Raw genomic sequence first — 26,698 nt, 5'->3', positions numbered from 1 at the left:
AAATTTTGTCGGTTCAAGAAATATTAGATGGTAAGACATTCAAAACACCAAGTGTTGCAAGGGGACAAGGGGTTGCGCAACGTAGTTTACCGCTTGGCTAAATTATTAATTGTCACTCTCCCAAAAAATCCCTGGTGCGGGCGATAGCTTCGGCAAGACCGACACGTTGCACTTCGACATCAGGCGGAAAGGCGGTTGTCAGGCGGGTTGGCAGGCGGCTATCGAGCATCACGAAAACACCACGATCATTATCACGGCGAATCAGCCGGCCAAAGGCCTGACGTAGCTTCAATCGTGCTAGCCGTTCGGTCCAGGCATCGCGGCCTTGCCATTTAGCGCGCGCCTGAAATAACAGGTCACTGCGCGGCCATGGCATGCGGTCAAACACGATCATCCGCAATGCCGCCCCAGGCACATCAATACCATCACGCACGGCATCAGTGCCTAGCAAGCATGATTCGGCTTCTTCGCGGAACATCTGCAACAGGGTTTGCAAATTCATCTTGTCGATATGCTGGGCATAGAGGGGAAGATCCGCTGCCTCTAGCCGCGCCAACAGGTCTGGATGTACGGCTTTTAGCCGCCGCACCGCTGTAAATAGCCCCAAGGCGCCGCCGCCTGATGCCTGCATCAAACCAGCCATTGCCGCCGCCGTAGCCGAGGGGCGGTCACGCACCACATCATTGACAACAAAAATACGTGTCTGATTGGCATAATCAAAAGGCGAGCTGAAAGCTGCCCGTAATGTCGGATGTGCCAGATGCGCCGCCCCCGTCAGCGCCAAGGCCGAAGCCCAGCCATCGGCGGCAACCGCGTTGTTAGTGGCGGTGTCTTTTGTTTTGGCTTCCTTTTCGGCCTGGCTGCGTTTGGGTTGGGCATAATCCTGCAAGGTTGCCGACGTGATTGCCACCCCATGTGCCCCATCCAGCACCTCAGCGGTAAAGGGAATGGTGGGATCAAGCCAATGGCGGGCATAGCCAACATCTCGATCCTGACCTTCGATCCGGTCAATCTGCAACCAGTCAACAAAGCCATCACGCTGGCCATCGCGCACATCACCTAGCATCAGCTGCCAGGCATTTACCGGCCCAGCCGCGCGTAGCTCTAAACCGCGAATAGCGCCTTCGATTCGTGCGCGTGTGGCGCTATCCAGCTCATCGACATTATCATCAAGCAAGGCTTTGAGTCGCTTTGCCAGATTGTTAAGCGGCACCAGCAGATGGTGCAGTCGATCGGCAAATTCATTGGCGGATGTCAATAAATCATCCGTCGCCGGATGCAGTTCGCTTTGCAGATCATACTGGCTTTCAGGGTCAGCCGCGCGCGCATATAGACTGTTGCGCACATGCATGAAAAAGGTCTCGGCTGGCCCCATTGGCTGAAAGGCTGATAAGCGCTTTTGCCAGCCCTGACCTGGTAGGTCACGGGCAAATTCAAGGGCGGCTTCAAGGTCGGCCTTTGCCACATCGTCGCCGGCAATCAGATCTTCAAGCCGGCGTTTCAATCCACGTGCACGTCCGCGCCGCCCATCTTCAGCACCGCGTATCCAATGTCGTAATTCGGCAGTTTCACCAGCGCTCAGATAGGCTGAAAAGGCACTGTCAGCCGCGTCAAATACGTGATGCCCCTCGTCAAATACATAGCGTGTAGGCCGTCGCCGGTCATCATTGCTGGCATAGGCGGCATGGATCATCACCAGCGCATGATTGGTGACAACAATATCGGCGCGTTTGGCGCTACGGGTCGATTTTTCAACAAAACATTTATTATAATGTGCACAGGCAGCATGCACGCATTCACCGCGCCGATCAGCCAGCCCAACCGTCTGTGCGCGTCCTAGCAAATCCATCAACCATGCGGGAAAGCTGGCACCTGTCAGATCGCCGTCACTTGTTGCCCCCGCCCAGCGCGCCATCAAGCCCAACGCGGTGGCGTTACGTGGTTGCCCAGGCATGGTTCCTAGGGCTTCTTCCAGATTAAGCAGGCATAGATAATTTTCCCGGCCTTTGCGCAAGACAACCTTTTGTGCATGCGTTTCGGCATTCGGATATAGACGCGTCAGCTCTGCCGCTATCTGATGCTGAAGCGTGCGTGTATAAGTCGAAATCCATACGGCGGCGCCATTTTTTTCGGCCCATAAGGATGCGGGTGCCAGATATCCTAATGTCTTGCCTGTGCCGGTGCCCGCTTCAGCCAGTACCAATGTCGGCGCGGGGCCGGCATCTGGCCGGTCAAAGCTGGCGGCGATGGCGGCGGCATAATCGGACTGGCTTTCACGCATTTCTGCGCTGTCCCCCAGCATATCTTGAAGCCGTTCGCGCGCGGCATCAGGCAAAACAGGTTGCGTGCCTGGGTCAATCTGTGGCGTATAATCGGTATATTCGGGTAGCCGATTCCAAATGGCCGCATTGCGTCCGTCGGGTGGCTCTGGCTTCTGGGGTGGTAAGCCCAGATGCGACAACACAATAGGCCCCCATGTCCAGCCTCCAGCTGTCATCATGGCGGCGATTTCACCTGCTTCCTTTCGCGCTGGTGCGGGGGCGCTGGCAAGCTCATCGAGCAGCATAAAGGCAATCTGTGGCAAAAGCGCCGCCATGGCATCACCACTTTGTGGCCGTGCTAGCCCCAATTGCGAGGCAAGTCCGACAGGCGTTGGCAGACAAAAACGCGCAGGCCGCACAAAAGCGAATAATTCCATAATATCAAGCGCGCGGGTGATCTCCGTGCCTGCCCGGGCACTACTCCAGCGGCGATGGCACAACAGCACTGTTTTTTGCGTAAGCTTATGGCTTAACGCGGTGCGATCCAGCTCGGCAATCTCGCCATTATCCGAAATCCAGATCAGATGTGATCCATGCGGATAGAACACAGGCGCACTATGTAATTCGGGAATTTCTGTGGGATTTGACGAGAAGATATCCTGCATGACTCTATTGATATAGACCGCTCGGCCGTTACAATCTAGCCTCGTGGGGATAGATAGGCGTGAAAACCGCATTTTATCCCATTGTCAGGCGATGTGATCGCGCTTGACCTTGCTCAAGGCTTTGCCTAGCTTGGCGACAGTTTGATTGCGTCCTCACAGTGCTGGTGACGCTATGTTAAAAAGAGCATCTGATGACTAATATGAATGAAATGATGGATATTGCCCGCAATGCCAAAGCCTGGCCGTTTGCCGAAGCCGTGATGCTGGCGAAACGGTTGGATAAAATGGGCGGCGCCAAAAAGGATAGCGTCATTTTTGAAACTGGTTATGGCCCATCTGGCCTGCCGCATATTGGCACTTTTGGCGAGGTGGTTCGTACCAGTATGGTGCGGTATGCTTTTGAAACCCTTACAGGTGCCACAACCCGCCTGATTTGCTTTTCTGATGACCTTGATGGGTTTCGCAAGATTCCCGATAATATTCCGAATCCCGAACAGTTAGAGCCCTATCTGCATATGCCGTTGACCAAGGTGAAAGACCCGTTTGGCACCGCGTCATCCTTTGGGGCACACAATAATCAAGCCTTACAGACATTTCTTGACTCTTTTGGCTTTGACTATGAATTTGTCAGCTCGACTGATTGTTATACATCCGGCATGTTTGACGATGCGCTTCGTGATATGCTGGCGCATTATGATGATATTATGAAGATCATGTTGCCAACATTGGGGGCAGAACGTCAGGCCACCTACAGCCCGTTCTTTCCGATATGTCCTGATACAGGTCGGGTTCTGCAAGCCAAAGTGATTGCCCAGGATGTGGCGAATGACAGCATCACCTATCTGCATCCCGAAACCGGGGCTGAACAGACCAGTCTGGTGACAGGCGGCCATTGTAAATTACAATGGAAATGTGACTGGGCGATGCGGTGGTATGCGCTGGGTGTTGATTATGAAATGAATGGCAAGGATCTTACGGACTCGGTTACGCAATCATCCAAGATTGTGCGCGCCCTTGGTGCCATTCCGCCTGCCGGTCTGACCTATGAGCTGTTTCTTGATGCGAATGGTGAAAAAATTTCCAAGTCAAAAGGCAATGGCCTGTCGATTGACGAGTGGCTTCGTTATGGCAGTCCCGAAGCACTGTCATTATTCATGTATGCCCAGCCAAAACGTGCGAAACGCCTGCATTTTGATGTGATCCCAAAGACTGTTGATGAATATTACCAGCATCTTGGCAAGATCACCGAACAGGATGTCGCGGCACAGGTCGAAAATCCAGTCTGGCATATCCATAGTGGCGTTCCTGAAGTCGCCACCCTGCCGGTAACCTTTACTTTGCTGTTGAATCTGGCGGCGGTGTGCCATGCCGAGGATCCATCGGTGGTGTGGGCTTATGTAAGCGACTATGCCGAAGGGGTCAGTGCTGATACACATCCGGCTCTTGACCGTATGATTGGCTATGCGGTGAATTATTATCAGGATATGATTAGGCCAACAAAAACCTATCGTCTGCCTAGCGATTCCGAAAGCGCATATATTCAAGCGCTGGCCGATGCCATTCGGGAATTGCCTGATGATGCGCCTGCCGAAGATATCCAATCAGCGGTTTATGCAACAGGTAAACAGGCTGGATATGAAAATCTGCGGAGTTGGGTTGTTTGTCTTTACGAAGTTTTGCTTGGTCAGTCCGAAGGGCCACGCATGGGTTCATTTTTTGCGCTTTATGGACGTGATAAATCGCTACAGCTGATCAATGATGCGCTGGCTGGCACATTGGCTGGCACCTTGGCTGGCAAACCAGTGGATCAGACATCTGCAGGGGACGCCCATTGATTTGGCGTCTTGCCGCATCTGCCGCCCGTCTATTGCCACCTGAAGCGGCGCATGTGGCGGCGGTCAAAACATTACAAGCCAATATTGGCCCGCGCCCTAATGTGCCGTCTTTGCCCGTGTCTATGGCCGGTCTCGATTTTGCTAACCCATTAGGGGTTGCGGCTGGTTTTGATAAAAATGCGGCCTGTTACAAGGGTGCGATGGAGCTTGGTTTTGGTCATGTCGAGGTCGGTACAATCACCCCGCTTGCCCAGCCCGGAAACCCAAAGCCACGGGTGTTTCGCTTGTCCAAGGATGCAGCGGTTATTAACCGCTATGGGTTTAACAGTCAGGGTATGGAAGTTGCGGCGGCAAATCTGGCACGCGTGCGTGACTATACAGGCATTTTGGGTGTCAATGTCGGTGCAAATAAGACCAGCCCAAACCCCACCGATGATTATCGGGTAGCGGTGGCTTGTCTTGCCCGTTTTGCCGATTATGTGACCTTGAATATTTCCTCACCTAATACGCCGGGTTTGCGCGATTTGCAGACTCAGGAACATTTGGCCGCCTTGCTTGATGCGGCGCGGATGGGCATGCAGGAAGCTGGTGTAACACGCCCTCTATTTTTGAAAATTGCTCCTGATCTTGAACAGGCTGACCTTGAGTTGATTGTCGATCAATGCGTATCGGCTGGGGTTCATGGTATTATTGCGACTAATACCACAATAAGCCGCCCTGACAGTTTGCGGGATCGGCAGGCATCCCAGGCTGGCGGCCTTTCTGGGCAGCCTTTATTTACCATGGCAACGGATGTTCTGGCGCGAATCGCACAGCTTGGTAAAGGCCGCATAGGCGTTATTGGTGTTGGCGGCGTTGCGCATGGATGGCAGGCCTATGCCAAAATTCTGGTTGGTGCTGATCTTGTCCAGCTTTATTCAGGGCTGGCACTGGACGGGCCATTGATTGCCAGCCGTATTTTGCATGAACTTACCGCCTTGCTAGACAAGGATGGCGTCAGCACCGTTGCCGCAATATGTGGCACAATACCTGATCCACAAGCGGCTATCAGACACGCTTTTCGTTGCGCGCAAACCGGCTGAAGGCTGATTTAAGATTGTCGCTTATAACATGATCTGTCGGGCTTTTTGCGGTCTTTGGTGCTGATAGAATAGCAGGCCCAGACTTATGTTTTTTCAAGCTATTTTCATATGATGTCGCCAAAAGCCTGAAATAGAATAACGTGACAATCCGCATTGACGAGGCAAGGCTGGAAAATTGCCGGCGTTTATCGATTTCCTGGCAAAAGGAATCCAGATCAATGGTTTCGCGTCGCAGAATATCCGAAATACAATCCCAGATATAGGGTTCCAGAACAATTGTGGTGCGTAGATGTGCTAGCCGTATATTTCGTTTTTGTCGCTTTTGTATCATGTGATCTTACCGCTATTGCCTATTTGGATTATTTCTTTGAATAATCTTAGACTAAAAGGATTAATAAAAAGCTAAGCGCGGCAATCAAAATATCGTCTAGTGAATGCGACTGATTTGTTTTGATACTTGACGTTAGGGCATAGCTAGCCTATACCCACGCATCACTTTGGCGTGATTATGCACGTCGCTTTGACCTTATTTGAAAAATACCGAGGCTTATCATGGCTAAACGCTGTCAAATCACTGGTAAAACTGTTATGGCTGGTAACAATGTCAGTCACGCTAACAACCGCACGCGTCGCCGGTTCCTTCCGAACCTTCAGCAGGCCAGCATGCAAAGCGAAATCCTTGATCGTAAAATCAGCCTGCGTATTTCAACCAGTGCTATTCGTACGGTTGAAAAGCATGGTGGTATTGATGCGTTTTTGATGCAAGCACGTAATTCGGAACTGGCCGATGAAGCACGTTCGCTGAAACGCGAAATGATGGCTGTTCAAGCTAAGTCATAGCTTTATCTGACTATGAAACGCAAACCCCGCTTTTGGCGGGGTTTTGCTTTGGGGATTAAATTTACTATAAACTGGTATTTACTATAAACTGGTTAGGCGACTTTTTTGCCGCGCCGTGCCGTGTCCTCGTCAAACAGGTCGGTAAGCTGACCAACAACGGCACCGCCAAGCTGATCGACATCAGTAATCGTGACCGCACGCCGATAATAGCGGGTGACGTCATGGCCGATGCCGATGGCCAGCAATTCAATCGGTGATCGCCCTTCAATATAGGAAATGACCTCGCGCAGATGCCGCTCCAGATAACTGCCGCTATTAACCGACAAGGTGGAATCATCAACCGGGGCACCATCGGAAATGACCAGCATGATTCGGCGGTCTTCGTTGCGGCCAAGCAAACGCTCATGCGCCCATAATAGGGCTTCGCCATCGATATTTTCTTTCAAAATGCCTTCGCGCAACATCAATCCCAGTGATTTGCGCGCCCGCCGCCAAGGCACATCAGCTGGCTTGTAAATAATATGGCGCAGATCATTCAGGCGGCCTGGTGCGGCTGGTTTACCCGCCTGTTGCCATAACTCACGTGACTGGCCACCTTTCCAGGCACGCGTGGTAAAGCCTAGAATTTCGACCTTTACACCACAACGTTCGAGTGTGCGTGCCAGAATATCGGCGGTAACGGCGGCAATCGTGATCGGGCGTCCGCGCATCGAGCCAGAATTATCCAGCAACAAGGTCACAACCGTATCGCGGAATTTGGTATCCTGTTCCTGTTTATAGGATAGGGCGCTCAGAGGCTGGGTTACAACCCGATGCAATTTCGCCGCATCCAGAATGCCTTCTTCAAGATCAAAATCCCAAGACCGGTTCTGATGTGCCATTAATTTACGCTGTAGCCGGTTGGCCAGCTTGCCAACCACCGATGTCACATTTTCCATATGGCGGTCTAGCATTGTACGAAGCCGATCAAGTTCTTCTGGATCGCATAGATCGGCAGCTGATACAATTTCGTCAAACTTGGTTTCAAATGTACGATAGCTTTCATCGGCAGTGCCGCGATTGGCATTATGGCCCGTCATATCTGAATTTGCTGAATCGCCATCGGACATGCCTTCTTCGGCGCCGTCGGCTTCGCCCATTTCGCCCTCTTGCGACGAACCGGAATCACCAGCATCATCCATGGACTGGCTATCTTCACCTTCGGATTGGTCTTCGCCAACAGCTGACTGCTCGCCATCCTGATCGCTTTGGCTGTCGCCACTATCATCTTCATCGCTGCCTTCGTCGGCATCATCATCTGGGTTTGAAGACGCATCACCAAGATCGGTTTCTAAAGCGCCTATCAGACGTCGTGAGATTTCGGCAAACTGGCTTTGATCGTCAATAGTGGCTTCTAGTTGATCCAGCAGATCACCAGCCCGTGTTTTTATCCATGGTCGCCATAAATCCATCACCATAGATAACGTCTGCGGTGGCGGTGCGCCAGTCAGCTCTTCGCGCAGTAACAGGCGAACAACTTCGGCGATACCAGCTTCATCAGCACTGCCTGGCGCTTCGATCTGGCGGGTTTCATATCGTTGGTTCAAGGCGGCGGTTAGATTGGCACCAACGCCTGCAAGATCGTTTGCGCCAATGGCTTCGACGCGGGCGCGCTCGGCTGATTCGAAAATAGCACGCGCGCCATCAGGATTCGGACAATGTTTCTTATGTGTCTTCGGATCATGATGGGCAAGCCACAAAGCCGCGCCATCGGCAGCGCCCCGCAGGCTTGCTTTCTGGGCGGCTGTGGCTGTTGGAGGCAAGGCGGGCAGGCGCACATCATCCTTGCCGACATGCGTATCGGTGCCTGCATAGGTAACCTGACATTCCTTGATACCTGCCACCGCCCGCAAGGCCGCGGCATTGGATTTCAGAAATTCGGCTTCCTTATCAAATTTGGGATCGTGATCCGGCATGATACGTCCTGACTATTGAATCCATGAGAGATAGAAAAATAACTAGCTTGCATTGGCCTGCCGGACAGGTGCTTCAGGCAAATCAATGCCAAAGCAACGCTGATAATATTCGGCCACGGTAGGACGCTCAATTTCATCGCATTTATTCAAAAAGCTCAGCCGGAAAGCCAATGTCATATCACCAAAAATGCTTGTGTTCTCGGCCCAGGTGATCACCGTACGTGGCGACATAACTGTCGATAGATCGCCTGACATAAAGCCTTTGCGGGTCAGATCGGCCATACGCACCATCTTGTTCAGAGTTTCACTGCCTTTGGCATCGGCATATTCGGGTAATTTGGCTTTGACGATGCCGACTTCATCCTCATGTGGCAGATAGTTCAATGTCGAGACAATCGACCAGCGATCCATCTGCCCCTGATTGATCTGCTGGGTGCCATGATAAAGACCAGTTGTATCACCTAGGCCAACGGTATTGGCGGTGGCGAACAGGCGAAAATGAGGATGCGGATGAATCACCTTGTTACTATCCAGCAAGGTCAGCTTGCCATCAACTTCCAGCACCCGCTGAATCACGAACATCACATCGGCACGGCCAGCATCATATTCGTCAAATACAAGCGCCACTGGATTCTGCAATGCCCAGGGCAGAATACCCTCGCGAAATTCGGTAACCTGCTTGCCATCACGAAGCACAATCGCATCTTTACCGATGAGATCAATGCGACTGATATGGCTGTCTAGATTGACGCGAATACATGGCCAGTTCAGCCGTGCGGCAACCTGTTCGATATGGGTTGATTTACCAGTACCATGATAGCCCTGAATCATGACCCGGCGGTTAAAACCAAAACCAGCCAGAATGGCTAACGTCGTATCTGTATCAAATTGATAGGTTTCATCCTTGACCGGCACATAGTCCGACCCTTGGCTAAACGCAGGAACCTGCATGTCAACATCGATACCGAACACATCACGCGCATTCACAGTGATATCTGGCGCGGCCAGGGGATGTGCAGATGCAGACACGATTTTTGACTCATTTGACATGGCGGGGTTCACTCCTGGACAAAATAATAGGGTATTTATTGTGCGGCGGGTTTGCCGCTACTTTCAATAGATTTACAAATAAGCGCATAGGCCAGATTAATATCTTTTAGCCGTTCTTCGGCACCCGCGTCACCCCTATTTTTATCAGGGTGGTTTTTCTTGGCCAATTGCTTGTATTGACGCTTTACGATTTCAATATCATCAACGGGCTCTAATTGTATCACCCGCCATGCCTGTCTTTCTTCTTTACTTAGTTGGCGCGTGGATTTGGTGCCATCACGATTTTCAAAATCGAACAGCCCCATAACATCATCAAATACCTGATCCGAAGGCTGGCCGGTGGCAAATTTCCAGCTTGGACGTTCCCAGGTTGTGGCGCGGCGTATTTCGGCTTCGAGCGCTGCCCCTTGCAAACCTTCATAATAATTCCAAGCACGGTTATAGGCGCGCACGTGATCCAGACAGAACCATATATAATCTCGCAAGGCGTTGCGGGATTTTGGCGCCCGGTGAATGCCTTCTTGCATGCAGCCATCTGCCGCACATCTTCGCGTATGTGCAGACTCATCATCGTCAGGCAGATTGATATCTGGTATAGAGGAACGTGTCATAATAGTATCCAGTATAAACCAACAAAAACGCCAATCAAGACATCCCCCCATTGGAGATAGCACATGACCAAAGCCGATGCCATAGCTGCCAAATTGAAAACTGCTTTGCAGGCTGATTTTATCGAAGTTTTAGACGTCAGTCATGAACATGCGGGGCATGGTGGCTGGCGCGAAGGAGGTGAAACGCATTTCAAAGTGACCATAACGTCACCGCAATTTGCTGGCAAAAATCGTGTGCAGCAGCATCGAATGGTTAACAGTCTGCTTGCCGATGAGCTGGCAAACGGGATTCACGCGCTGGAAATGCATCTGTCAGCTAGCTAGCCGCGCCCGCTTTATGACGCTGGATCATCGGCATAGCCAACACAGCTATTACGTAAAGCCGCATTAGCGCGTTGTGTGTCTTTGTCACTAAGCTGTCCGGTTTCACGACGCTGACGGGCTTCTTCGCCATAGCGGGTTTGAAAGGCGATTGTTGCTACGGGCCCCATAAGTTCGGTGATATGCGTACAGCCATGCCGACCTCCGATGGCGGCCATCATTCGGCGCCGCCATCCGGGACCGATCTGTAAACCCGCCAGATCGGCAAACACATCATTTGCTACCGGACAAATTTCATATGGGCCTGCCAGCGTCACCGCTTCGGCTGTTTGAATGACCAGATCATTATTGATAGTGATGCGAACATGCATGTGATGCACAGGCTGCTCAGGCGTTACCTCGCCGCGAAAATCACTTGGGAAAGAATAGGTCTTATGATCGGTCAGTTCGGCTTCGATATCATATAGCCCGTCGGCACGTAAAAACCCGTTTACGGTGATCTTGCGCTGATGCCGTTTTTCGCGCGCAACAGGTGCGCTTAGGCTTGTGGGGCGATTGCTGTCATAAATTGATGTCATGCCCTACCCTATCTATATCTGTTTAATGTGACCATAGCCGCAGACTTGTGATCCGGTTGCCATCTCGCTTGACCACACGGAAACGGATATTGTGAAACCGGAATTCCTGACCAGGCATCGGGATTGTGCGGCTTTCAAACAGCACAAGTCCAGCTAATGTCGAAGCGTCCTCATCTGGCAATTGCCAGCCAAGCGCACGGTTCAGATCGCGGATTGTCACACTGCCATCGACCAGCCATGATCCATCCGCCTGTGGGGTCAGGCCAGGCAAATCGATATCATGCTCGTCATCAATGTCACCAACGATTTCTTCGAGAATATCTTCCAATGTGACAATGCCACGGAAATCGCCATATTCGTCAACCACAACGGCAAAATGTTCGCGCCGGCTCCGGAATGATTGTAACTGATCAAACAGCAAGGTTGTTTCGGGAATGAAATAGGCTGGGCTGGCAATATCCTGAACAAATTTGTTGCCATTGCCGTTTTCACTTACATTTTCGCCAAGATGACCGATTGAGCGTAGCAGGTCCTTTACATGCAGAACGCCGATAATATTGTCAGATGTGCCAGCAAAGACCGGATGGCGTGTATGTGGTGATTCCAGAACCCGGCGCAAAATATCATCAAGATCATCTTCGGCATTGATCATGCTGACACTGCCACGGTGCGTCATGATCTGTTCGACGGTTAACTCATTCAGATCAAGGATTGACGACAGCATCGCCTGGGTTTCGCGATCATCATCGTCACCATCAGCACCATGCAGTTCGATCAGTCCTCTTAATTCCTCTTCACGATCTGTATCCTCATCCGAATTGGCGCGGATTGTTATTGACGCAAGCCAGCGAATGGCAAGCGCCAACGGGCTTAGTGCCAGCACCACAATGCGGATCACCGGTGCGATGGTCAGCGCATAACGATCAGCATAGGTCAGGGCATATGTCTTTGGCATCACTTCGGCAAACACAACCAACAGCACAGTCATGGTTATTGTTGCCCATAGCAGGCCAGCCTCACCAAAAAGGGTGATGAAAAGGGATGTGGCAATCGCCGATGCCAGCACGTTGACCGCATTATTACCAATCAGGATCGCCCCAATCAGACCTTCGCGATCTGCCCGCAAAGCTTCAACAATTTTTGCATTCTTATTCCCTTTGGTCGCCAGCTGGCGCATCCGCGCATCCGAGGCGGCGGTCAAGGCGGTTTCGGCACTGGAAAAGAATGCCGACGCCAGAATCAGAATTATAATCAAGGCCGAGATAGTCCATAAACTATCGCTCATCACACTATCGCTCATCGCAAGGGGGCTAACTCCAATAAGGCCAGAACGGTTTCAGGCGATACATCAGCACTAACAAAAGCATCGCCAATCGATCTTACAAGAACAAAATGCATAGTGCCATCTTTGACCTTTTTATCATGTTTCATATGACCAAGCAGGGTGTCTGCTGATGCAAGTCCGGCTGGTAGATTTGATAATCCGCTTGGCAATCCACTTGCTTCTAGCAAGGCTTTGCAACGGCCAGCATCCTGTCCATTACAAATATTAAGCGCAACTGATAGGTCAAAAGCAAGCCCCATACCGGCGGCAACAGCTTCGCCATGCAGCAGACGGCCATCATATTGGGCTTCGGCCTCAAAGGCATGAGCAAAGGTATGACCAAGATTGAGCAAGGCGCGCTGACCAGCTTCGCGTTCATCGGCCTCGACAATGCGCGCTTTGGCGGCACAAGACGTATAGACAGCATGCGCAATTGCCGCATCATCTAGCGCCAGCACATTGTTGCCATTGGCCTCCAGCCATTCGAAAAAGTCACGATCGCCAAGCAATCCATATTTAATCACTTCGGCAAAACCGGCGCGTAATTCGCGTGCTGGCAAGCTGGCCAGAAGTGCCGTATCGGCAAGCACGGCTTTGGGTTGATAAAAGGCACCGATCAAATTTTTGCCTTTGGCCGCATTGACGCCGGTTTTGCCCCCAACCGAGCTATCGACCTGTGCTAATAGCGATGTGGGTATCTGCACAAAATCAACACCGCGCAAAAGGCTCGCCGCCGCAAAGCCTACCAGATCCCCAATAACACCGCCGCCGAACGCGATGATAAGAATCGACCGTTCAACGCCAAGTGCCAGAATATCATCCAGTAGCCGCGCTAGAACAGGCATCGATTTACTGGCTTCGCCTGCGGGCACAGTCAAAGCGTCGATCTTGCGCGCAGTTTTGCTCAGGCTGGTCTGAAGCGAAGCAAGGTGCAAAGCGGCGACATGTTCATCGCTGATAATGATAATATGCCGGTCGGCGGCTATCGGGCCGAGAATATCGCCTGCCTGTTCCAGCAGACCAGGCCCGATGGTGATGTCATAAGCGCGGTCACCAAGGCCAACTGTAAGCTGTGAGATAGTCTGCATATCGACCCTATGTGCCCTTAGGTGTGTTTGAGATGGTTGACGTATTTATGATGGCCAGCTTGTCGGTAATGGCATTCATGACTTTTAAAGCAGCTTGCCGTTTGCTCAGGCCGTCAGTGTTCACTTGCAGATGTGCCTGCTCGTAAAAAGGGGTCCTGACCTCATTCAGGCGGGTCAGAATTTCAATGGGTGTTTCACTGCCTTGCTTCTGGTTATGTTTGCTATGCAAAAGCGGGCGGCTATCTATATTGCCGATCCGGGACAGCAATGTTTCGGGTTTGGCTTTCAACCAAACAACCAGCGCTTTATCACGCAATAAAGACGCTGTATCTGACTGGCAAAAGGCACCGCCACCAGTGGCGATGACGGCGGGGGTGCCGCCTAGCAAAATTTCGATTTCACGATATTCCATCTCCCGGAATTTGGCCTCGCCTGCAAGATCAAAAATATCGGCAACGGTCACACCGGCCGCACGTTCGATGGCGGTATCGCTATCGGCAAAAGGTATCTGGAACATGGCGGCCAGATTGCGCCCAACCATTGACTTACCACATCCCATCAAACCGACCAAAGCGATAGGCCGTGTGATTGGGGGGGCGTTATAGCTTTGCGTCAACGATCCTGCCATGCCCTGCGGCTTTTGCATTTTTTGTTCCATAGTCTTTATTATACGCCCAGTTCTGGTCGAGGGGAATAGGCCAAGCATAGCGATAGCACCAGCTTTATCATTGGCTTTTAATGACATAGTTTTGCTGTATATGCAGGTCAAAAGTACAATAGTGTAGAAAATTTGCCCTATTAACGACATAATCTGGCAATAGATACCTTATTACTGGATATCAGATTATATGATATTGGGTTGCGGGACAGTGAGCAGACAGTCTTAACCTATGCGGTTGGAGATAATATGATACGAATTGTAATTTTTTTGATTTTCTTCATCGGACTGGCGTCAGCTGGATTGATTGCCCTGTCAGGGTGGCAGATTCCGGCACCTACAGTTGTTGTTAATAAGGTTATTCCGAATGAAAATCTTCCGAAATAGTCAGCCTGTCGTTACGATAGGGGTATTGGTTGCGCTGACTTTATCGATGATGTCGTTGGCGTCACTTCAGACTTTGGCGCAGGATAATAACAGCGCCGGTTCACCCAAGCCGCTGGATTTGATTTCGCTTGGCACCGCATCGGTGCTGGCTGGCGACAATCAAAGCGAGGTCATTATTTATGACCCGTCACAAACATTATCCGATGATGCTGATACGGGTGTCGCGCTTGTGCCGTCATTAGCTGCTGATGCTGATAGCCGGAAAATCTCGAGCCCCGTGACCGCGCAACTGGACACGCAAATGGATGTCATGGTGACGCAAGATACCACAGCCGACTCCACAAAAGATGCCCCGCTTGATGCCGAAATTCAGACGTTGGCCGAAATTCAGACGTTGGAAAGCACCAGTGCCGCCTATGGCAGTGCCAAGCTTGGTCGGCGTAAGATTTCCGATATTGGGCTGGCTGCGATTGGTGTCAGTGATTCAGCCCCCCAGAATAGCACTCTCGATAGTCTGATCTGGCGCGGAACGCCGGCCAAGAATGCGGCTTTTCTGCTTGAAAATGGCGCCGTCGCCAACCAGTCACCAAGCTTATCGGCTTTGGCCTATGATGTTGTGGCTCGACAATCTGTGCCGCCAATGGGCGCAAATATGATCGCTGGCGATCTGGTGCGCGCGCGTTTGGCATGGCTGGCACGCGCTGGCCGTTCAGACGATCTAGCGGTGCTTGTCGAACAATTGCCTGATAATGAAAAATGGGCAAGCTGGAAACGCTGGCTTGTCGAACATCATCTTATGAGCCGGCGTGATGACATTGCCTGTGCCACAGTAGCGGCGCAGATTGCTATGACGCTGGATCCGTTCTGGCATCAGGCGAAAGTTATCTGTGATGCGGTTCAGGGTGATATGAGTTCAGCGCGGTTTGCTGCTGATGTGCTGGCGGCGACTGGCATGGGTGATCCGACCTTTATGGGGCTGGTTGACGAGTTATTTACCGGCACTGTGTTTGAAGATATCGACCCAACAACGCTGGAAACAATTCATATTGTTCTGATGGAAGCCCTGCATCGTCCGATTCCGATTGAAGGGATCGCCATCATGCCGCCGCAAATGGCACAGACGATCACCACGCTTCGTTATCTAAGCGATGATGCGCGAATGGTTTCGACCTATGATGGGTTGCAACGTGGTCTTGTGTCGCCGCGCGAAGCGGGCAAATTATGGCGCAGTGCTGGTGCTAGTGAAGATAACCCGCAATCAGCAATTGCCCGTCTTGATAGCGAGGTTAGCGCGCTGACCTCGGCCATGGCATGGCGCGCGCTTGATGTTGATGAAAGCAATGCGGTTTTTGGTTTGATCGTGGCGGCGATGAAACGCGAGATAGCGGCCGGCAATGGCAGTCTGATGTTGCCGCTTTATGCCGAGCTGTCCATCAATGCGCTTGAGGTTATGCAATCTCAAACGAGCGCTACGGCACTTGTCGATGTGGTTTTGGACAATAATGCAACGCTGACATCGCCCGGGGCAAATGACAATGCGAATGATAATGCAAGTATGACTGATAATGTGGCTATTACTGTGCCAACCGTGACCATGCCTGATGAGGCCGTGCTGGCTGATATCGATGTTCTGCTGGCCTTGGCTGATCCGGGGACGGTGCCTGCGATACTCGAGGCTAGCAACCCGATCGCCGATCATATTCGCACCTTGCTGACATTGAATGCAGGTGACGTATGGGATGCTGATTTGATGCAGACGCTTGATATATGGCATCTGCAACCGCTTTTGCACGCTGCGGGTATCGATGCTCCTGATATATCCTGGTTTGACCTGCTTCAAAGCGGAACGCATACAGCTTATAGCCGTGAAAAATTATCACCTATTCTATTGCGCGCCTGTGGCGAGGCGGCCGCAAAGAAACGGGTTGCCGAAACTATCCTGCTGGCAAGCTGGTTACTACAATCGACAGACTTCACCAATATCGACCCAGTTGATGCTGGTCTTGTTATCCAGTATCTACGCGATGTTGGACAGGATAAAGTCGCGATGAGCCTGATGCGTGAAATCGCTAGGGCGCATCTGATGGCGCAATTTGTGGCTAATGAACAGGATGCAGATGCAGGTTGATCAATCAGCCAGACCATAGGGTGTGAAGCATGACATCCGGATCAAAAGCGGGGGTGACATGTTGGGTAAAACCGCATTAATCAATCCTGAAGATAATATTCATATCGAGGGATTTTTGCAGGCCCTATCGGCTGACCGCGCGTCGGCGGCGAATACGCTGGCGGCCTATCGGCGTGATTTGAATGATGCCGCGACCATTATGCACGGAATTGATAAAACATTACATAATGCAACCGTTGATGATTTGCGACAGGCTATTCACGCTTGGCATCTGCGTCGTTTGACGGCACGTTCGGTTGCCCGGCGGCTTAGCGCCTTGCGGCAATTCATGGGCTGGCTGGTCGAAGATAATATCCGCACCGATAATCCTATGCGCTGGATCGACAGCCCGTCAGTGCCAGCACCAGCGCCCAAAAGCCTGACTGAGAACGAGGTGATTGCCTTATTGAAAGCGGCCAACGCCCTTGAACCTGAATGGGCGGCGGTACGGGCGCGGGCTATTTTGGAAATATTTTACGCCACTGGCCTGCGGGTCAGCGAAGTTGTCAAGCTTCAGGTTGCCCAGTTTCGGCGGAATCCTGAAAGCCTGCTGGTGACCGGCAAAGGTGGCCGTGAACGTGTGGTGCCGCTAGGGGATGCGGCCAAAGCCGCGGTACAATATTGGATCGAGATACGCGATCGCAATGCGGCAGCACTGATGTCTGATTATCTGTTTCCCATGGGGGATGGGCCAATGACGCGTCATCAATTTGCCAGCTTGTTGAAAACAGTGGCACTGGCTGCCGGAATCAACCCTGATCGGGTTAGTCCGCATGTGCTGCGTCATTCTTTTGCAACACATATGCTCAATCGAGGTGCTGATTTACGAAGTCTGCAAACGCTACTTGGTCATGCTGACATTACAACCACACAGATTTATACGGCGACACGCCCCGACCGGCTTGCTGGTCTGGTGGCTAGCGCACATCCCCTTGCCACAAAGACGCAAGATAGTTAATATTAATTACACTTTATAGGATTCATGATGCGACATTTTCTTGATTTTGAGAAACCTATTGCCAGCCTTGAAGGCAAGGTTGAAGAGCTCCGCCATATGACGACTGATGGCAACATTAATATCGCTGACGAAATTGGCAAGTTACAGACCCGTATCGAACGTGAACTCAAGCAGACATATGAAAAGCTGGGTGCCTGGGACAAGGTGCAGGTTGCACGGCATCCTGAACGCCCGAAAATGCGTGGTATTGTCGATCAGTTATTCGAAGATTTCACGCCGCTTTCTGGTGACCGTAACTATGCCGAAGATCATGCTGTGATCGCGGGTATGGCGCGTTTCCGCGGCCAGTCTGTAATGGTTATGGGTACCGAAAAAGGCAGCACAACCGAAGAACGTATCAAATCTAATTTTGGTATGGTGCGCCCCGAAGGATATCGCAAAGCAACCCGCTTGATGGAACTTGCTGGCCGCTTTGGTTTGCCGGTTCTAAGCTTTATTGATACGGCTGGCGCCTATCCTGGGCGTGGTGCCGAAGAACGGGGTCAGGCCGAGGCGATCGCAACATCGATCCGCGCTTGTATGCGTCTGCCAACCCCAATGGTGGCGGCGATTATCGGCGAGGGCGGTTCGGGAGGCGCCATTGCATTGGCGGCGGGCAATCGCGTTGTCATGTTTGAACATGCGATCTATTGCCTGATTTCACCCGAAGGATGTGCGTCGATCCTGTGGCGTAGTGGCGAGCATGCCAAGGATGCGGCCGAAGCACTGCGTATTACATCGGATTATATGCAAAAGCTTGGTGTTGTTGATGATGTTGTGACCGAACCGCTTGGCGGTGCGCACCGTGATCAGGCTATGGCGATTACGGCATTGGGTGATTCGTTCGAAAAACAGCTTAAATCAATGGCTGGTATGAGTAGCAAAGACTTAATTGCTGATCGTGCCCAAAAATATATGCTGATGGGCGATAAGGGCCTCGCCTAAGGCCTTTTTGCCTAAACCGTTTTGGCTAAAGTAAGGCAGCTGGGCTAAGTATGCTTGGTCGGCTTTAAGATTGGATGCGTTGTGATCGCGGGAATGGCCTTGCGCGCTGACTCAATCCGGCTTTTATCGATATCGGCTATAATGACATCATCACCATCCTGTGCCTCGGCGATAATTTCACCCCATGGTGCTACAATCAGACTATGGCCATAGGTGATGCGGCCATCAGCATGTGTGCCCATCTGCCCCGGTGCGACCACATAACAACCTGTTTCAATCGCCCGCGCGCGTAACAGAATATGCCAATGCGCCTTGCCGCTATTCTGGGTAAAGGCGGCTGGCACCATCAACACATCAGCCCCATCCCGCGCTAGTTGGCGATATAGATGCGGAAAACGCAGATCATAACAGATCGTCATGCCGATGTTCAGATCATCAGCCTGCGCCAGAACCGGCTGATCGCCAGCTTGAAAATAGGCAGATTCTTCATAAATCTGTCCGTCTGCAACATTGGCATCGAACATATGAATTTTGTCATAGATCGCGGTAATGGCACCGCTTGGATCAATCAAATGCCCACGATTAACCAGATGACTTTGATTGACCAAATGACTTTGACTCATGGGGCTTTTGCCAACGGCTGTCCGCATCAGCATCGAGCCAACAAGCAACCAGATTTTATGTGTGGCGGCCTGTGCCTGGAGACGTTTGAGGCTGGCACTATCATGGGTATGCTCGGCAAGCTGGAACAACGTCTCACGATTTACAGGCAGAAAGCTGGCCGCTTCTGGCAGGCATACCATCTCCACCTGTTTGGCAACGGCCTGTGCAATCAGCGCTTCGATGACAGGAAAGGTCACATCGGCAGTAGCACCAGCACAATATTGCAAGGCGGCGATACGCATTTACGACTCAAGCTTAAGCAATTTATCGAGGTGGCCTGCCCGATCGAGTGCAAAAATTTCGTCCGAATCACCTATATGTTCATCATCGACAAAAATCTGTGGTGAGGTGTTACGGCCTCCGGATCGCTTTGTCATTTCGTCGCGTAAGTCACTGCTCAGCGATACATCGATCTGCTCAAAAGGGACATTTTTGGCTTGCAGAAGCCGTAACGCGCGGGCGCAATAGCCACATCCCATCTGTGTGTAAATTTCAATTTTGGCCATTTCCTGTATCCTACTCATTTAAATAAAGCGCGTTTGACGACTTAGCTGACGCGTGCAATTACCAAACCACATATTGACCCAGCACCAGCCTTTTGCAAGGTTTTTGCCGCTTCGAACAAAGTTGCACCTGTGGTCAAGACATCATCAATCAGCATGATTGGGCGATTGGCAAGCACAGCTTGCTGATGAGCTGGCACGGCAAAAGCACCGCGCACATTATCTTTGCGTTGCTGACGATTTTTGCCAGCCTGGCTTGGTGTGTTGCGGTGGCGGATCAGTAAAGTAGGCGCAAAATTATCAGGTGCCATATAACGCGCCAGCTCGGCTGACTGGTTGTAACGCCGCCGGAAATAGCGGCGTCGTTCTAGCGGAATCGGGATCACAAGCTGATTTGGCTCAGATAATTCATCAAAGAACCGCCGCACAAGCCGCGCCAGTAAAGGTGTCAGATGCAGGGCATCAGCATGTTTATAGCGGATGACGAGAGTGCTGGCGATATCATCATAGCGACAGGCGGCACGGATTCTGGCAAGTGGTGGTGGTGCGACCCAGCAGCTGGCACATCGGGTGTCGGGCAAAGCATATGGAAGTGGGCGGCCACAACAACTGCAAAAAGGTGTCGAAATCTGCTCTAGCCGTTGCCAGCAAGCGGCGCATAGACCCGCGCCTTCGCAAAATGTTCGACAATGTGGACAAAGATGCGGCAATAATATGTTGGCTAGCTGGTTGAACCAGATATTCAAATGCCCTGAATCCATAAAGCCCCCCCGTCTTATATTCTAATAACTGATATTCTCGCGTCTCATATTCTCCTAGCCTAAAGGATTAATGTGAAATTCTGGTTAACGCGGTCATCGTGGCAGGTAAATAGGGTTGCAGTTCTGGCTGAAGTCACTACATCAAAGGCATGAACCAGCCGATGCCGATCCTGTTTGATAAAGCCAGCCTGCGCCATCATCGTGATCGCGCCGCCACCAACTATGCTGATTTTTCCTTTTTAAAGGAGGAAGCAGCGATCCGTGTGATTGATCGGCTCGAACTGGTGCGTCGTGATTTTGATCTTTGTCTTGATTTTGGCTGTCATGATGGCGTGTTGTCACGGCATCTTGCCGATTTGGGCAAGACTAGCACAATCATCCATGCCGATTTGTCGCCGAAATTTGCCACCAATGCGTTGGCGCATGGGGCAGCGATTGCCTGCGACATAGACAGAGTGCCGTTTAGGCCAAGCAGTTTTGACGCGGTATTTTCATGTCTGACGATGCATTGGGTTGATGATCTGCCAGGTGTTATGGCGCAGATGCGCGCGGTGTTGAAACCTGATGGGCTGTTATTGCTAAGCATGCTTGGCGGCAACAGCCTGACCGAATTACGAAGCGCTTTGGCGGCGGCAGAAAGTGAAATTGACGGGGGCTTGAGTCCGCGTTGTGCGCCGATGGCCGATATTCGCGATATTGGGGGGTTGCTGGGGCGGGCTGGGCTGGCATTGCCGGTTGCCGATAGTGATCGTCTGACCATCACCTATCCGAACATGTTCCGATTGATGGCTGACCTACGCGGGATGGGCGAACAGAATGCCTTGATGGATCGTCTGCGCCGGCCAACCAGCCGTGCTTTATTCATGCGCGCAGCCGAAATTTATCAGGCTGAATATGGCCATGATGATGGCACCATTCCAGCCAGTTTTGAAATCATTACCCTGACAGGCTGGGCGCCACATGAAAGCCAGCAAAAACCGCTACGTCCTGGTAGTGCCACGCATCGACTAGCCGATATGCTAAATAGTGAAGAACAGGATCCAGAGGCTGGCTGATTACAAAAGATCCTGCAACATTGGAATCAACGGGATATCGGCAGGCGGCATCGGATAATCACGAAGCTGGTTTGGTCGCACCCATTTTAGCGTCCCGCCTTCGACAGGGCGTGGGCTTCCATGCCAGCGGCGGCATGCAAACAGCATCATCAATAGATGGAAATTATCATAGGCGTGGCTGGCAAAGCTAAGCGGGGCCAGACATGATTCGCTGGTGTTGATATCAAGCTCTTCCTGCAATTCACGGATCAGGGCGGCTTCGGGGCTTTCGCCGGTTTCGATTTTACCGCCCGGAAACTCCCATAGCCCGCCCATGCTTTTATGTGCTGGGCGTTGCGCCAGTAATATACGCCCATCAGTATCGATCAGTGCCACCGCACTGACCAACACAAGCGGCAGAAGGGGGTTAGCTTCGGTAGTCGGCATTGATCGAAATATATCCATGCGTTAAATCACATGTATATACCCGTGCGGTTCCAGAGCCGGTGCCAACCGAGACCGCGATGTCGATAGAGGATCCCTGCATATGAGCAGCAACAGGCGTTTCGTCAAAATTGTCGACACGTTGACCTGCCACCGCAACATCAAAGCCGCCAATGCGGACGCCGATGACATTTTGATCGATGCCCATGCCAGCTTTGCCAACCGCCATGACGATACGCCCCCAATTGGCATCACTGCCTGCAACAGCTGTTTTGACCAGTGGTGAATTGGCGACAGACATGCCTATTTTATAGGCATCAGAATCGTTGTCAGCGCCCAGAATATCGATAGTGATTAATTTTTGTGCACCGTCACCATCGCATACAATCTGCTTAGCCAAATCAACCAATACACCTTGTATAGCGTCATATAGGCGATCAAAATCAGTATGTGTTTCGCTGGTTATTTCATCATTACCAGCAACGCCGGTGGCAATGGCAAAGACGCTGTCATTGGTTGATGTGTCGCTATCGACGGTGATCGCGTTGAAGCTTTTCGCGTTTGCGCGGCGCAGAATATGAAGCAACATATCGGGGCTGATCGCAGCGTCAGTTGCGACATAGCCCAGCATTGTGGCCATATCAGGTGCGATCATGCCGGAGCCTTTGGCAATGCCACAAATGGTAATCTGTTTGCCATCAAGCTGGCAGGTGCTGGTCGCGCCTTTAGCAAAGGTATCGGTGGTCATAATGGCTTTGGCGGCATCATGCCAGCTGGCTGTATCATCGGCCAACAGATGTGGAAACTGGGCGGCCAGACAATCAGTATCCAATGGCTCGCCAATAACACCGGTAGATGCCAGTAGAATGGCATCTTTATCGATATGACACGCCTTCGCCAGCGCGTCGGCCGTGGTCATGGTGGCAAAATGCCCGTTGTCGCCAGTAAAGGCATTAGCATTGCCAGCATTGGTCAAAATTGCGGCTGGGCGGGTCTGGCATAGGGCTTGTGCCAGACGATCCTGACACCATTGCACCGGCGCGGCGGCTGTATCGCTTTGGGTAAACAGACCAGCAAAGTGACAGCCTGCTATAGTCCGCATTAACAGCATATCGTCGCGCCCCTGATATTTCATACCACTGGCGGCGGTTGCCATTGTCAGGCCGCCAATTGACGGCATGTCTGGAAAACTATCAGGTGCCAACGGAGAAATAGACATGCAGACTCACCTTTGAAAAGGCGCGCCGTAAAGGGCGCACCTGAATGTTGTTACTGGGCTTTGGCCTGTACTTCGGTACGGACATCTTCAAAGCTGCGTAATTCGATAGCTTGATCGGCACGCAAGCCTTCGATAACCCGGCCAAGATGCTGGCGTGACAGGCTGTTGACAAGCTGATCGCGCATAGCATCGAAAGATGGGGCAGGTTTGACAGCCTTTTCGCTGACCTTAATCACGTGCCAGCCAAATTGGGTTTGAACTGGCTTTGCTGAAAAGCTTCCTGCCGGAAGCGCGAAAGCGGCGGTTTCAAACGCAGGAACCATCTGGCCACGGCCAAAGGTGCCAAGCTCACCACCATTCGGACCGCTAGGGCCAGTTGATTTTTCTTTCGCGATTTCGGCAAAATCAGCACCATCATTCAAGCTTTTGATGATGGCAACAGCTTCGTCTTCGGCGGCAACCAGAATATGTGATGCGGTGATCTGTTCACGTGATGCTTCATCAGCGACAAAGGTATCATAGGCCTGTTGCAAGGCGTCATCTGTCATCTTTTCACGCACGGTAACGGCCAGCCAGGCTTCGGCCAAGATGCGCTCACCAGCCAGTTTCATGGCATCTTGAACAAGCGGATCATCGGCAATTTTTGCCGCCACTCCAGCCTTGGCGGCCAGCTTGGTATCGATTATATCAGCTACAATATCGCCAAAATAGTCCTGCATTGGCTTGTTGCGATATTCCGGGGGTAATCCTTCGGCTGCCTTCATGACCTGATCGAGCCAGATTGTTTCACCATTGACAGTGGCAACTGAAATACGATTTTCAGCATGTGCCATAGTGGCAAAAATAAGCATCGAAATCGCACAAAATAAACGGAGAATAACTTGCATTGAAAAGACCTTCTGAGTGTTTTTCTAAACGTTGGGCTAATGGCTTTTATAAACCAGCGACGCTGTGACCGTAAAAGCTTTGTAAACCTCACGGTCAGGGCAACAGAAAGATTGTTACCCAAGCCAAGAAGATACTGCAAGCATAGCTTTACAGCTACTTGATTCTAATTGAGCTATAAAGGGCGTTCTGATTGACAAAACGGCTGTCTATGCCTATGTCCATGAGTGTGCGAAAGAGCCTGGTTTAGGTCTCGTGCCTATTTTAGAACAGCCGCCTGGCTGGAGGATTTTAGATGTTAGGTTCATTGGCAAAAAGCTTGTTTGGCAATTCGAACGATCGAGCTGTGAAGCGCTTCATGCCGCAGATTGACGCGATTAATGCGCTTGAGACAAACTTTGAAGGCTTAGATGATGCTGGTCTGAAAGCCAAAGCCCAAGATTTGCGCGCCCAAGTCGAAGCGGGGGCTGATAAAGAAAGTTTGCTGGCCGAAGCGTTTGCGCTGGTGCGCGAAGCGGCAAAACGCGCCCTTGGCCAACGTCATTTCGATGTTCAGCTTATGGGTGGTATAGCCCTCCATAATGGACAGATTGCTGAAATGAAAACAGGTGAAGGTAAAACGCTTGTTGCGACCTTGGCGAGTTTTTTGAATGCACTTGATGGCAAGGGCGTACATGTTGTTACGGTTAATGATTATCTGGCATCGCGTGACGCGGCTTGGATGGGCAAGGTTTATGAAAAACTAGGTCTGAGCGTTGGCTGCATTGTCGCGGGCCTTGATGATGATGCGCGACGTGCTGCCTATCATGCCGATATTACCTATGGCACCAATAATGAGTTTGGCTTTGATTATTTGCGCGATAATCTGAAATTCCGGCTTGAGGACATGGTTCAGCGTGACCATCACTTTGCCATTGTTGACGAGGTTGACTCGATCCTGATTGACGAAGCGCGAACCCCGCTGATTATTTCAGGGCCTGCCGAGACCAATATCGCGCTATACACAATCGCCGATGCGATCATCCCGGATCTGATCGAAAATGATTTTGACCTTGATGAAAAGGGTAATTCTGTCTCGCTGACCGAAGATGGCATCGAACATGCCGAAACGTTATTAAAGGCGGCAGGCGCATTTGAAGAAGGCACATTATACGATATCAACAATGTTGGATTGCTTCATCATGTCAATCAGGCGTTAAGAGCCCATAAGCTGTTCCAGCTTGATACGCATTATATGCTGAAAGCCGGACAGGTTGTCATTATTGACGAATTTACCGGACGCGCGATGGATGGGCGCCGCTTTTCCGATGGATTGCATCAGGCGATTGAGGCTAAAGAAAAGGTTGAAATTCAGGCTGAGAATCAGACTCTGGCATCGGTTACATTCCAGAATTATTTCCGCATGTATGAAAAGCTGGCAGGCATGACTGGTACTGCTTTGACCGAGGCAGGCGAATTTTCTGAAATCTATAATCTGGATGTGACCGCGATACCGACCAACCGTGATATACAGCGTATTGACCATGATGACGAAGTCTATCGTACCGGTGATGAACGTGACGCCGCCGTGATTGATCTGATCACTGATTGCCAGACGCGTGGCCAGCCCGTTCTGGTTGGGACGATCAGTATCGAAAAATCCGAAACCCTTTCGAAAGTATTGACCAGCAAAAAAATTAAGCATCAGGTTCTCAATGCACGCTTTCACGAAGAAGAAGCCAAGATTATTGCACAGGCCGGTGTGCCTGGCGCAGTGACGATTGCAACGAATATGGCAGGTCGTGGAACGGATATTCAGCTTGGTGGTAATCTGGAAATGCGGATCGCTGCCGAGGTCAAACCAGAAAGCGCCTCAGCAGATAAAGATACGACAGCGATTACGGCTGAGGTTGAGGCGCTGAAAGCCGAAGCGCTTGCTGCTGGCGGCCTTTATGTGATCTGTACCGAGCGGCATGAATCACGGCGGATTGATAATCAGCTTCGTGGCCGTACTGGCCGCCAAGGTGATCCTGGCGCGTCAAAATTCTTTTTGTCTTTGCAGGATGATCTAATGCGTATTTTCGGATCCGAAAAGCTGGACGGTATGTTGCAAAAGCTGGGGCTTGAAGAAGGTGAAGCGATCATTCACCCCTGGATCAACAAGGCGGTTGAAAAAGCCCAGACCAAAGTCGAAGCGCGCAATTTTGAAATTCGTAAACAGCTGTTGAAATATGATGATGTGATGAATGATCAGCGCAGTGTTATTTTTGACCAGCGCAAGGAAATCATGCGGGCCACCGATGTACAGGACACTGTCAGCGATATGCGGCGTGAAGCGGTTGCAACAATTGTTGCCAATGCCATTCCGCAAGGTAGTTATCACGATCAATGGGATGCTGATCAGATGGCGGCTGATGCCCAGAGGGTGCTTGGTCTGACCGTGCCC

The 26,698-nt window shown here is 51.4% G+C and carries 25 protein-coding genes; 10 read left to right on the top strand and 15 right to left on the bottom strand.

What is annotated here, in order from left to right; genetic code table 11:
- Positions 1-112: 112 nt before the first annotated feature.
- Positions 113-2,926 (bottom strand): ATP-dependent DNA helicase, encoded by a 2,814-nt coding sequence (locus ACTF7Q_RS05165; protein ID WP_438996790.1) that lies wholly within the window; start codon positions 2,924-2,926, stop codon positions 113-115.
- Positions 2,927-3,117: 191 nt separating this feature from the next.
- Between ACTF7Q_RS05165 and ACTF7Q_RS05160 the strand changes: the two genes are divergently transcribed.
- Together ACTF7Q_RS05160 and ACTF7Q_RS05155 are read left to right on the top strand one after the other, a co-directional pair.
- Positions 3,118-4,761, top strand: coding sequence for a lysine--tRNA ligase (locus ACTF7Q_RS05160; protein ID WP_438996789.1), 1,644 nt, complete (start codon positions 3,118-3,120; stop codon positions 4,759-4,761).
- On the top strand, positions 4,758-5,843 hold the full coding sequence (locus ACTF7Q_RS05155; protein ID WP_438996788.1) for a quinone-dependent dihydroorotate dehydrogenase: 1,086 nt from the start codon (positions 4,758-4,760) through the stop codon (positions 5,841-5,843). Before ACTF7Q_RS05160 ends, ACTF7Q_RS05155 begins: the two co-directional genes overlap by 4 nt.
- Here the strand turns inward: ACTF7Q_RS05155 and ACTF7Q_RS05150 are convergent.
- The gene (locus ACTF7Q_RS05150) at positions 5,809-6,174 is read right to left on the bottom strand and encodes a ribbon-helix-helix domain-containing protein (RefSeq protein ID WP_438996787.1); all 366 of its coding nucleotides are present in this window, start codon (positions 6,172-6,174) and stop codon (positions 5,809-5,811) included. The two genes, ACTF7Q_RS05155 and ACTF7Q_RS05150, sit on opposite strands and share 35 nt — an antisense overlap.
- Positions 6,175-6,395: 221 nt before the next feature.
- On the opposite strand from ACTF7Q_RS05150, the gene rpmB reads away from it, so the two are divergent.
- Positions 6,396-6,683: a 50S ribosomal protein L28 gene (gene rpmB / locus ACTF7Q_RS05145; protein ID WP_013046775.1), complete on the top strand. Its 288-nt coding sequence runs from the start codon at positions 6,396-6,398 to the stop codon at positions 6,681-6,683.
- Positions 6,684-6,775: 92 nt separating this feature from the next.
- Here the strand turns inward: rpmB and cobT are convergent, their stop codons facing one another.
- Genes cobT through ACTF7Q_RS05130 form a run of 3 tightly spaced genes read right to left on the bottom strand, consistent with a single transcriptional unit; the run spans position 6,776 to position 10,299 of the window.
- The gene (cobT, locus tag ACTF7Q_RS05140; RefSeq protein ID WP_438996786.1) at positions 6,776-8,638 is read right to left on the bottom strand and encodes a cobaltochelatase subunit CobT; all 1,863 of its coding nucleotides are present in this window, start codon (positions 8,636-8,638) and stop codon (positions 6,776-6,778) included.
- 42 nt (positions 8,639-8,680) lie between these two features.
- Positions 8,681-9,688 (bottom strand): cobaltochelatase subunit CobS, encoded by a 1,008-nt coding sequence (gene cobS / locus ACTF7Q_RS05135; RefSeq protein ID WP_438996785.1) that lies wholly within the window; start codon positions 9,686-9,688, stop codon positions 8,681-8,683.
- A gap of 35 nt (positions 9,689-9,723) precedes the next feature.
- The gene (locus ACTF7Q_RS05130) at positions 9,724-10,299 is read right to left on the bottom strand and encodes a DnaJ domain-containing protein (RefSeq protein WP_438996784.1); all 576 of its coding nucleotides are present in this window, start codon (positions 10,297-10,299) and stop codon (positions 9,724-9,726) included.
- A gap of 63 nt (positions 10,300-10,362) precedes the next feature.
- Between ACTF7Q_RS05130 and ACTF7Q_RS05125 the strand changes: the two genes are divergently transcribed.
- Positions 10,363-10,623 carry a BolA family protein gene (locus ACTF7Q_RS05125; protein ID WP_438996783.1) on the top strand — a complete coding sequence of 87 codons (261 nt, stop codon included), beginning with the start codon at positions 10,363-10,365 and terminating at the stop codon, positions 10,621-10,623.
- An 11-nt stretch (positions 10,624-10,634) separates the two neighbouring features.
- On the opposite strand, the gene ACTF7Q_RS05120 is transcribed toward ACTF7Q_RS05125, so the two are convergent.
- The 4 genes from ACTF7Q_RS05120 to ACTF7Q_RS05105 are packed head-to-tail and all read right to left on the bottom strand — an operon-like array spanning position 10,635 to position 14,256.
- Positions 10,635-11,198, bottom strand: coding sequence for a DUF2889 domain-containing protein (locus ACTF7Q_RS05120; RefSeq protein ID WP_438996782.1), 564 nt, complete (start codon positions 11,196-11,198; stop codon positions 10,635-10,637).
- A gap of 22 nt (positions 11,199-11,220) precedes the next feature.
- Positions 11,221-12,483, bottom strand: coding sequence for an HlyC/CorC family transporter (locus tag ACTF7Q_RS05115; protein ID WP_438996781.1), 1,263 nt, complete (start codon positions 12,481-12,483; stop codon positions 11,221-11,223).
- A gap of 11 nt (positions 12,484-12,494) precedes the next feature.
- Positions 12,495-13,610, bottom strand: coding sequence for a 3-dehydroquinate synthase (gene aroB / locus ACTF7Q_RS05110; protein ID WP_438996780.1), 1,116 nt, complete (start codon positions 13,608-13,610; stop codon positions 12,495-12,497).
- Positions 13,611-13,617: 7 nt separating this feature from the next.
- Positions 13,618-14,256, bottom strand: a complete 639-nt coding sequence (locus ACTF7Q_RS05105; protein ID WP_438996779.1) for a shikimate kinase — start codon at positions 14,254-14,256, stop codon at positions 13,618-13,620.
- Positions 14,257-14,517: 261 nt separating this feature from the next.
- Here ACTF7Q_RS05105 and ACTF7Q_RS05100 point away from each other — a divergent pair, with 261 nt between their 5' ends.
- From ACTF7Q_RS05100 to ACTF7Q_RS05085, 4 genes are read left to right on the top strand one after another with little or no spacing between them, the layout of a single operon-like run.
- Entirely contained in the window at positions 14,518-14,655 is a 138-nt protein-coding gene (locus ACTF7Q_RS05100; RefSeq protein WP_438996778.1) for a hypothetical protein, read from the top strand.
- Positions 14,636-16,783: a hypothetical protein gene (locus ACTF7Q_RS05095; protein WP_438996777.1), complete on the top strand. Its 2,148-nt coding sequence runs from the start codon at positions 14,636-14,638 to the stop codon at positions 16,781-16,783. The genes ACTF7Q_RS05100 and ACTF7Q_RS05095 overlap by 20 nt, the downstream gene beginning before the upstream one ends.
- Positions 16,784-16,841: 58 nt before the next feature.
- Positions 16,842-17,780 carry a tyrosine recombinase gene (locus tag ACTF7Q_RS05090; RefSeq protein ID WP_438996776.1) on the top strand — a complete coding sequence of 313 codons (939 nt, stop codon included), beginning with the start codon at positions 16,842-16,844 and terminating at the stop codon, positions 17,778-17,780.
- Between the two features lie 27 nt (positions 17,781-17,807).
- Positions 17,808-18,764: an acetyl-CoA carboxylase carboxyltransferase subunit alpha gene (locus tag ACTF7Q_RS05085; protein WP_438996775.1), complete on the top strand. Its 957-nt coding sequence runs from the start codon at positions 17,808-17,810 to the stop codon at positions 18,762-18,764.
- A 44-nt stretch (positions 18,765-18,808) separates the two neighbouring features.
- Here ACTF7Q_RS05085 and ACTF7Q_RS05080 read toward each other — a convergent pair whose 3' ends face one another.
- Genes ACTF7Q_RS05080 through ACTF7Q_RS05070 form a run of 3 tightly spaced genes read right to left on the bottom strand, consistent with a single transcriptional unit; the run spans position 18,809 to position 20,691 of the window.
- Positions 18,809-19,669 (bottom strand): carbon-nitrogen hydrolase family protein, encoded by an 861-nt coding sequence (locus ACTF7Q_RS05080; protein WP_438996774.1) that lies wholly within the window; start codon positions 19,667-19,669, stop codon positions 18,809-18,811.
- The gene (gene grxC, locus ACTF7Q_RS05075; RefSeq protein WP_438996773.1) at positions 19,670-19,933 is read right to left on the bottom strand and encodes a glutaredoxin 3; all 264 of its coding nucleotides are present in this window, start codon (positions 19,931-19,933) and stop codon (positions 19,670-19,672) included.
- Positions 19,934-19,974: 41 nt separating this feature from the next.
- Positions 19,975-20,691, bottom strand: coding sequence for a ComF family protein (locus tag ACTF7Q_RS05070; RefSeq protein ID WP_438996772.1), 717 nt, complete (start codon positions 20,689-20,691; stop codon positions 19,975-19,977).
- Positions 20,692-20,852: 161 nt separating this feature from the next.
- Here ACTF7Q_RS05070 and ACTF7Q_RS05065 point away from each other — a divergent pair, with 161 nt between their 5' ends.
- On the top strand, positions 20,853-21,746 hold the full coding sequence (locus ACTF7Q_RS05065) for a methyltransferase domain-containing protein (RefSeq protein ID WP_438996771.1): 894 nt from the start codon (positions 20,853-20,855) through the stop codon (positions 21,744-21,746).
- Here the strand turns inward: ACTF7Q_RS05065 and ACTF7Q_RS05060 are convergent, their stop codons facing one another.
- Genes ACTF7Q_RS05060 through ACTF7Q_RS05050 form a run of 3 tightly spaced genes read right to left on the bottom strand, consistent with a single transcriptional unit; the run spans position 21,747 to position 24,275 of the window.
- Positions 21,747-22,145: a (deoxy)nucleoside triphosphate pyrophosphohydrolase gene (locus tag ACTF7Q_RS05060; protein WP_438996791.1), complete on the bottom strand. Its 399-nt coding sequence runs from the start codon at positions 22,143-22,145 to the stop codon at positions 21,747-21,749. It lies immediately after the preceding gene.
- 7 nt (positions 22,146-22,152) lie between these two features.
- A complete protein-coding gene (gene argJ, locus ACTF7Q_RS05055; RefSeq protein WP_438996770.1) occupies positions 22,153-23,388 on the bottom strand; it encodes a bifunctional glutamate N-acetyltransferase/amino-acid acetyltransferase ArgJ in 1,236 nt (411 codons plus the stop codon).
- A gap of 50 nt (positions 23,389-23,438) precedes the next feature.
- Positions 23,439-24,275: a peptidylprolyl isomerase gene (locus ACTF7Q_RS05050; RefSeq protein WP_438996769.1), complete on the bottom strand. Its 837-nt coding sequence runs from the start codon at positions 24,273-24,275 to the stop codon at positions 23,439-23,441.
- 293 nt (positions 24,276-24,568) lie between these two features.
- Here ACTF7Q_RS05050 and secA point away from each other — a divergent pair.
- Positions 24,569-26,698 (top strand): preprotein translocase subunit SecA (secA, locus tag ACTF7Q_RS05045; protein WP_438996768.1); only part of this gene is annotated, 2,130 nt, incomplete at its 3' end.

Source organism: Puniceispirillum sp. (SeqCode), from assembly GCF_965657105.1.
Taxonomy (GTDB): domain Bacteria; phylum Pseudomonadota; class Alphaproteobacteria; order Puniceispirillales; family Puniceispirillaceae; genus Puniceispirillum.
Note: the sequence above shows the minus strand (reverse complement) of the source record. Positions and strands in the feature narration are given on the sequence as shown.

Bases quoted from the DNA above. Each gene is read 5' to 3' on its own strand.
- ACTF7Q_RS05050 (WP_438996769.1), bottom strand. From the start codon at position 24,275: ATGCAAGTTATTCTCCGTTTATTTTGTGCGATTTCGATGCTTATTTTT.
- ACTF7Q_RS05125 (WP_438996783.1), top strand. From the start codon at position 10,363: ATGACCAAAGCCGATGCCATAGCTGCCAAATTGAAAACTGCTTTGCAG.
- ACTF7Q_RS05070 (WP_438996772.1), bottom strand. From the start codon at position 20,691: ATGGATTCAGGGCATTTGAATATCTGGTTCAACCAGCTAGCCAACATA.
- ACTF7Q_RS05065 (WP_438996771.1), top strand. From the start codon at position 20,853: ATGCCGATCCTGTTTGATAAAGCCAGCCTGCGCCATCATCGTGATCGC.
- ACTF7Q_RS05095 (WP_438996777.1), top strand. From the start codon at position 14,636: ATGAAAATCTTCCGAAATAGTCAGCCTGTCGTTACGATAGGGGTATTG.
- ACTF7Q_RS05080 (WP_438996774.1), bottom strand. From the start codon at position 19,669: ATGCGTATCGCCGCCTTGCAATATTGTGCTGGTGCTACTGCCGATGTG.
- ACTF7Q_RS05085 (WP_438996775.1), top strand. From the start codon at position 17,808: ATGCGACATTTTCTTGATTTTGAGAAACCTATTGCCAGCCTTGAAGGC.
- ACTF7Q_RS05105 (WP_438996779.1), bottom strand. From the start codon at position 14,256: ATGCAAAAGCCGCAGGGCATGGCAGGATCGTTGACGCAAAGCTATAAC.
- ACTF7Q_RS05115 (WP_438996781.1), bottom strand. From the start codon at position 12,483: ATGAGCGATAGTTTATGGACTATCTCGGCCTTGATTATAATTCTGATT.
- grxC (WP_438996773.1), bottom strand. From the start codon at position 19,933: ATGGCCAAAATTGAAATTTACACACAGATGGGATGTGGCTATTGCGCC.
- cobT (WP_438996786.1), bottom strand. From the start codon at position 8,638: ATGCCGGATCACGATCCCAAATTTGATAAGGAAGCCGAATTTCTGAAA.
- aroB (WP_438996780.1), bottom strand. From the start codon at position 13,610: ATGCAGACTATCTCACAGCTTACAGTTGGCCTTGGTGACCGCGCTTAT.
- ACTF7Q_RS05160 (WP_438996789.1), top strand. From the start codon at position 3,118: ATGACTAATATGAATGAAATGATGGATATTGCCCGCAATGCCAAAGCC.
- rpmB (WP_013046775.1), top strand. From the start codon at position 6,396: ATGGCTAAACGCTGTCAAATCACTGGTAAAACTGTTATGGCTGGTAAC.
- ACTF7Q_RS05120 (WP_438996782.1), bottom strand. From the start codon at position 11,198: ATGACATCAATTTATGACAGCAATCGCCCCACAAGCCTAAGCGCACCT.
- argJ (WP_438996770.1), bottom strand. From the start codon at position 23,388: ATGTCTATTTCTCCGTTGGCACCTGATAGTTTTCCAGACATGCCGTCA.
- ACTF7Q_RS05150 (WP_438996787.1), bottom strand. From the start codon at position 6,174: ATGATACAAAAGCGACAAAAACGAAATATACGGCTAGCACATCTACGC.
- ACTF7Q_RS05100 (WP_438996778.1), top strand. From the start codon at position 14,518: ATGATACGAATTGTAATTTTTTTGATTTTCTTCATCGGACTGGCGTCA.
- ACTF7Q_RS05130 (WP_438996784.1), bottom strand. From the start codon at position 10,299: ATGACACGTTCCTCTATACCAGATATCAATCTGCCTGACGATGATGAG.
- ACTF7Q_RS05165 (WP_438996790.1), bottom strand. From the start codon at position 2,926: ATGCAGGATATCTTCTCGTCAAATCCCACAGAAATTCCCGAATTACAT.
- ACTF7Q_RS05090 (WP_438996776.1), top strand. From the start codon at position 16,842: ATGTTGGGTAAAACCGCATTAATCAATCCTGAAGATAATATTCATATC.
- cobS (WP_438996785.1), bottom strand. From the start codon at position 9,688: ATGTCAAATGAGTCAAAAATCGTGTCTGCATCTGCACATCCCCTGGCC.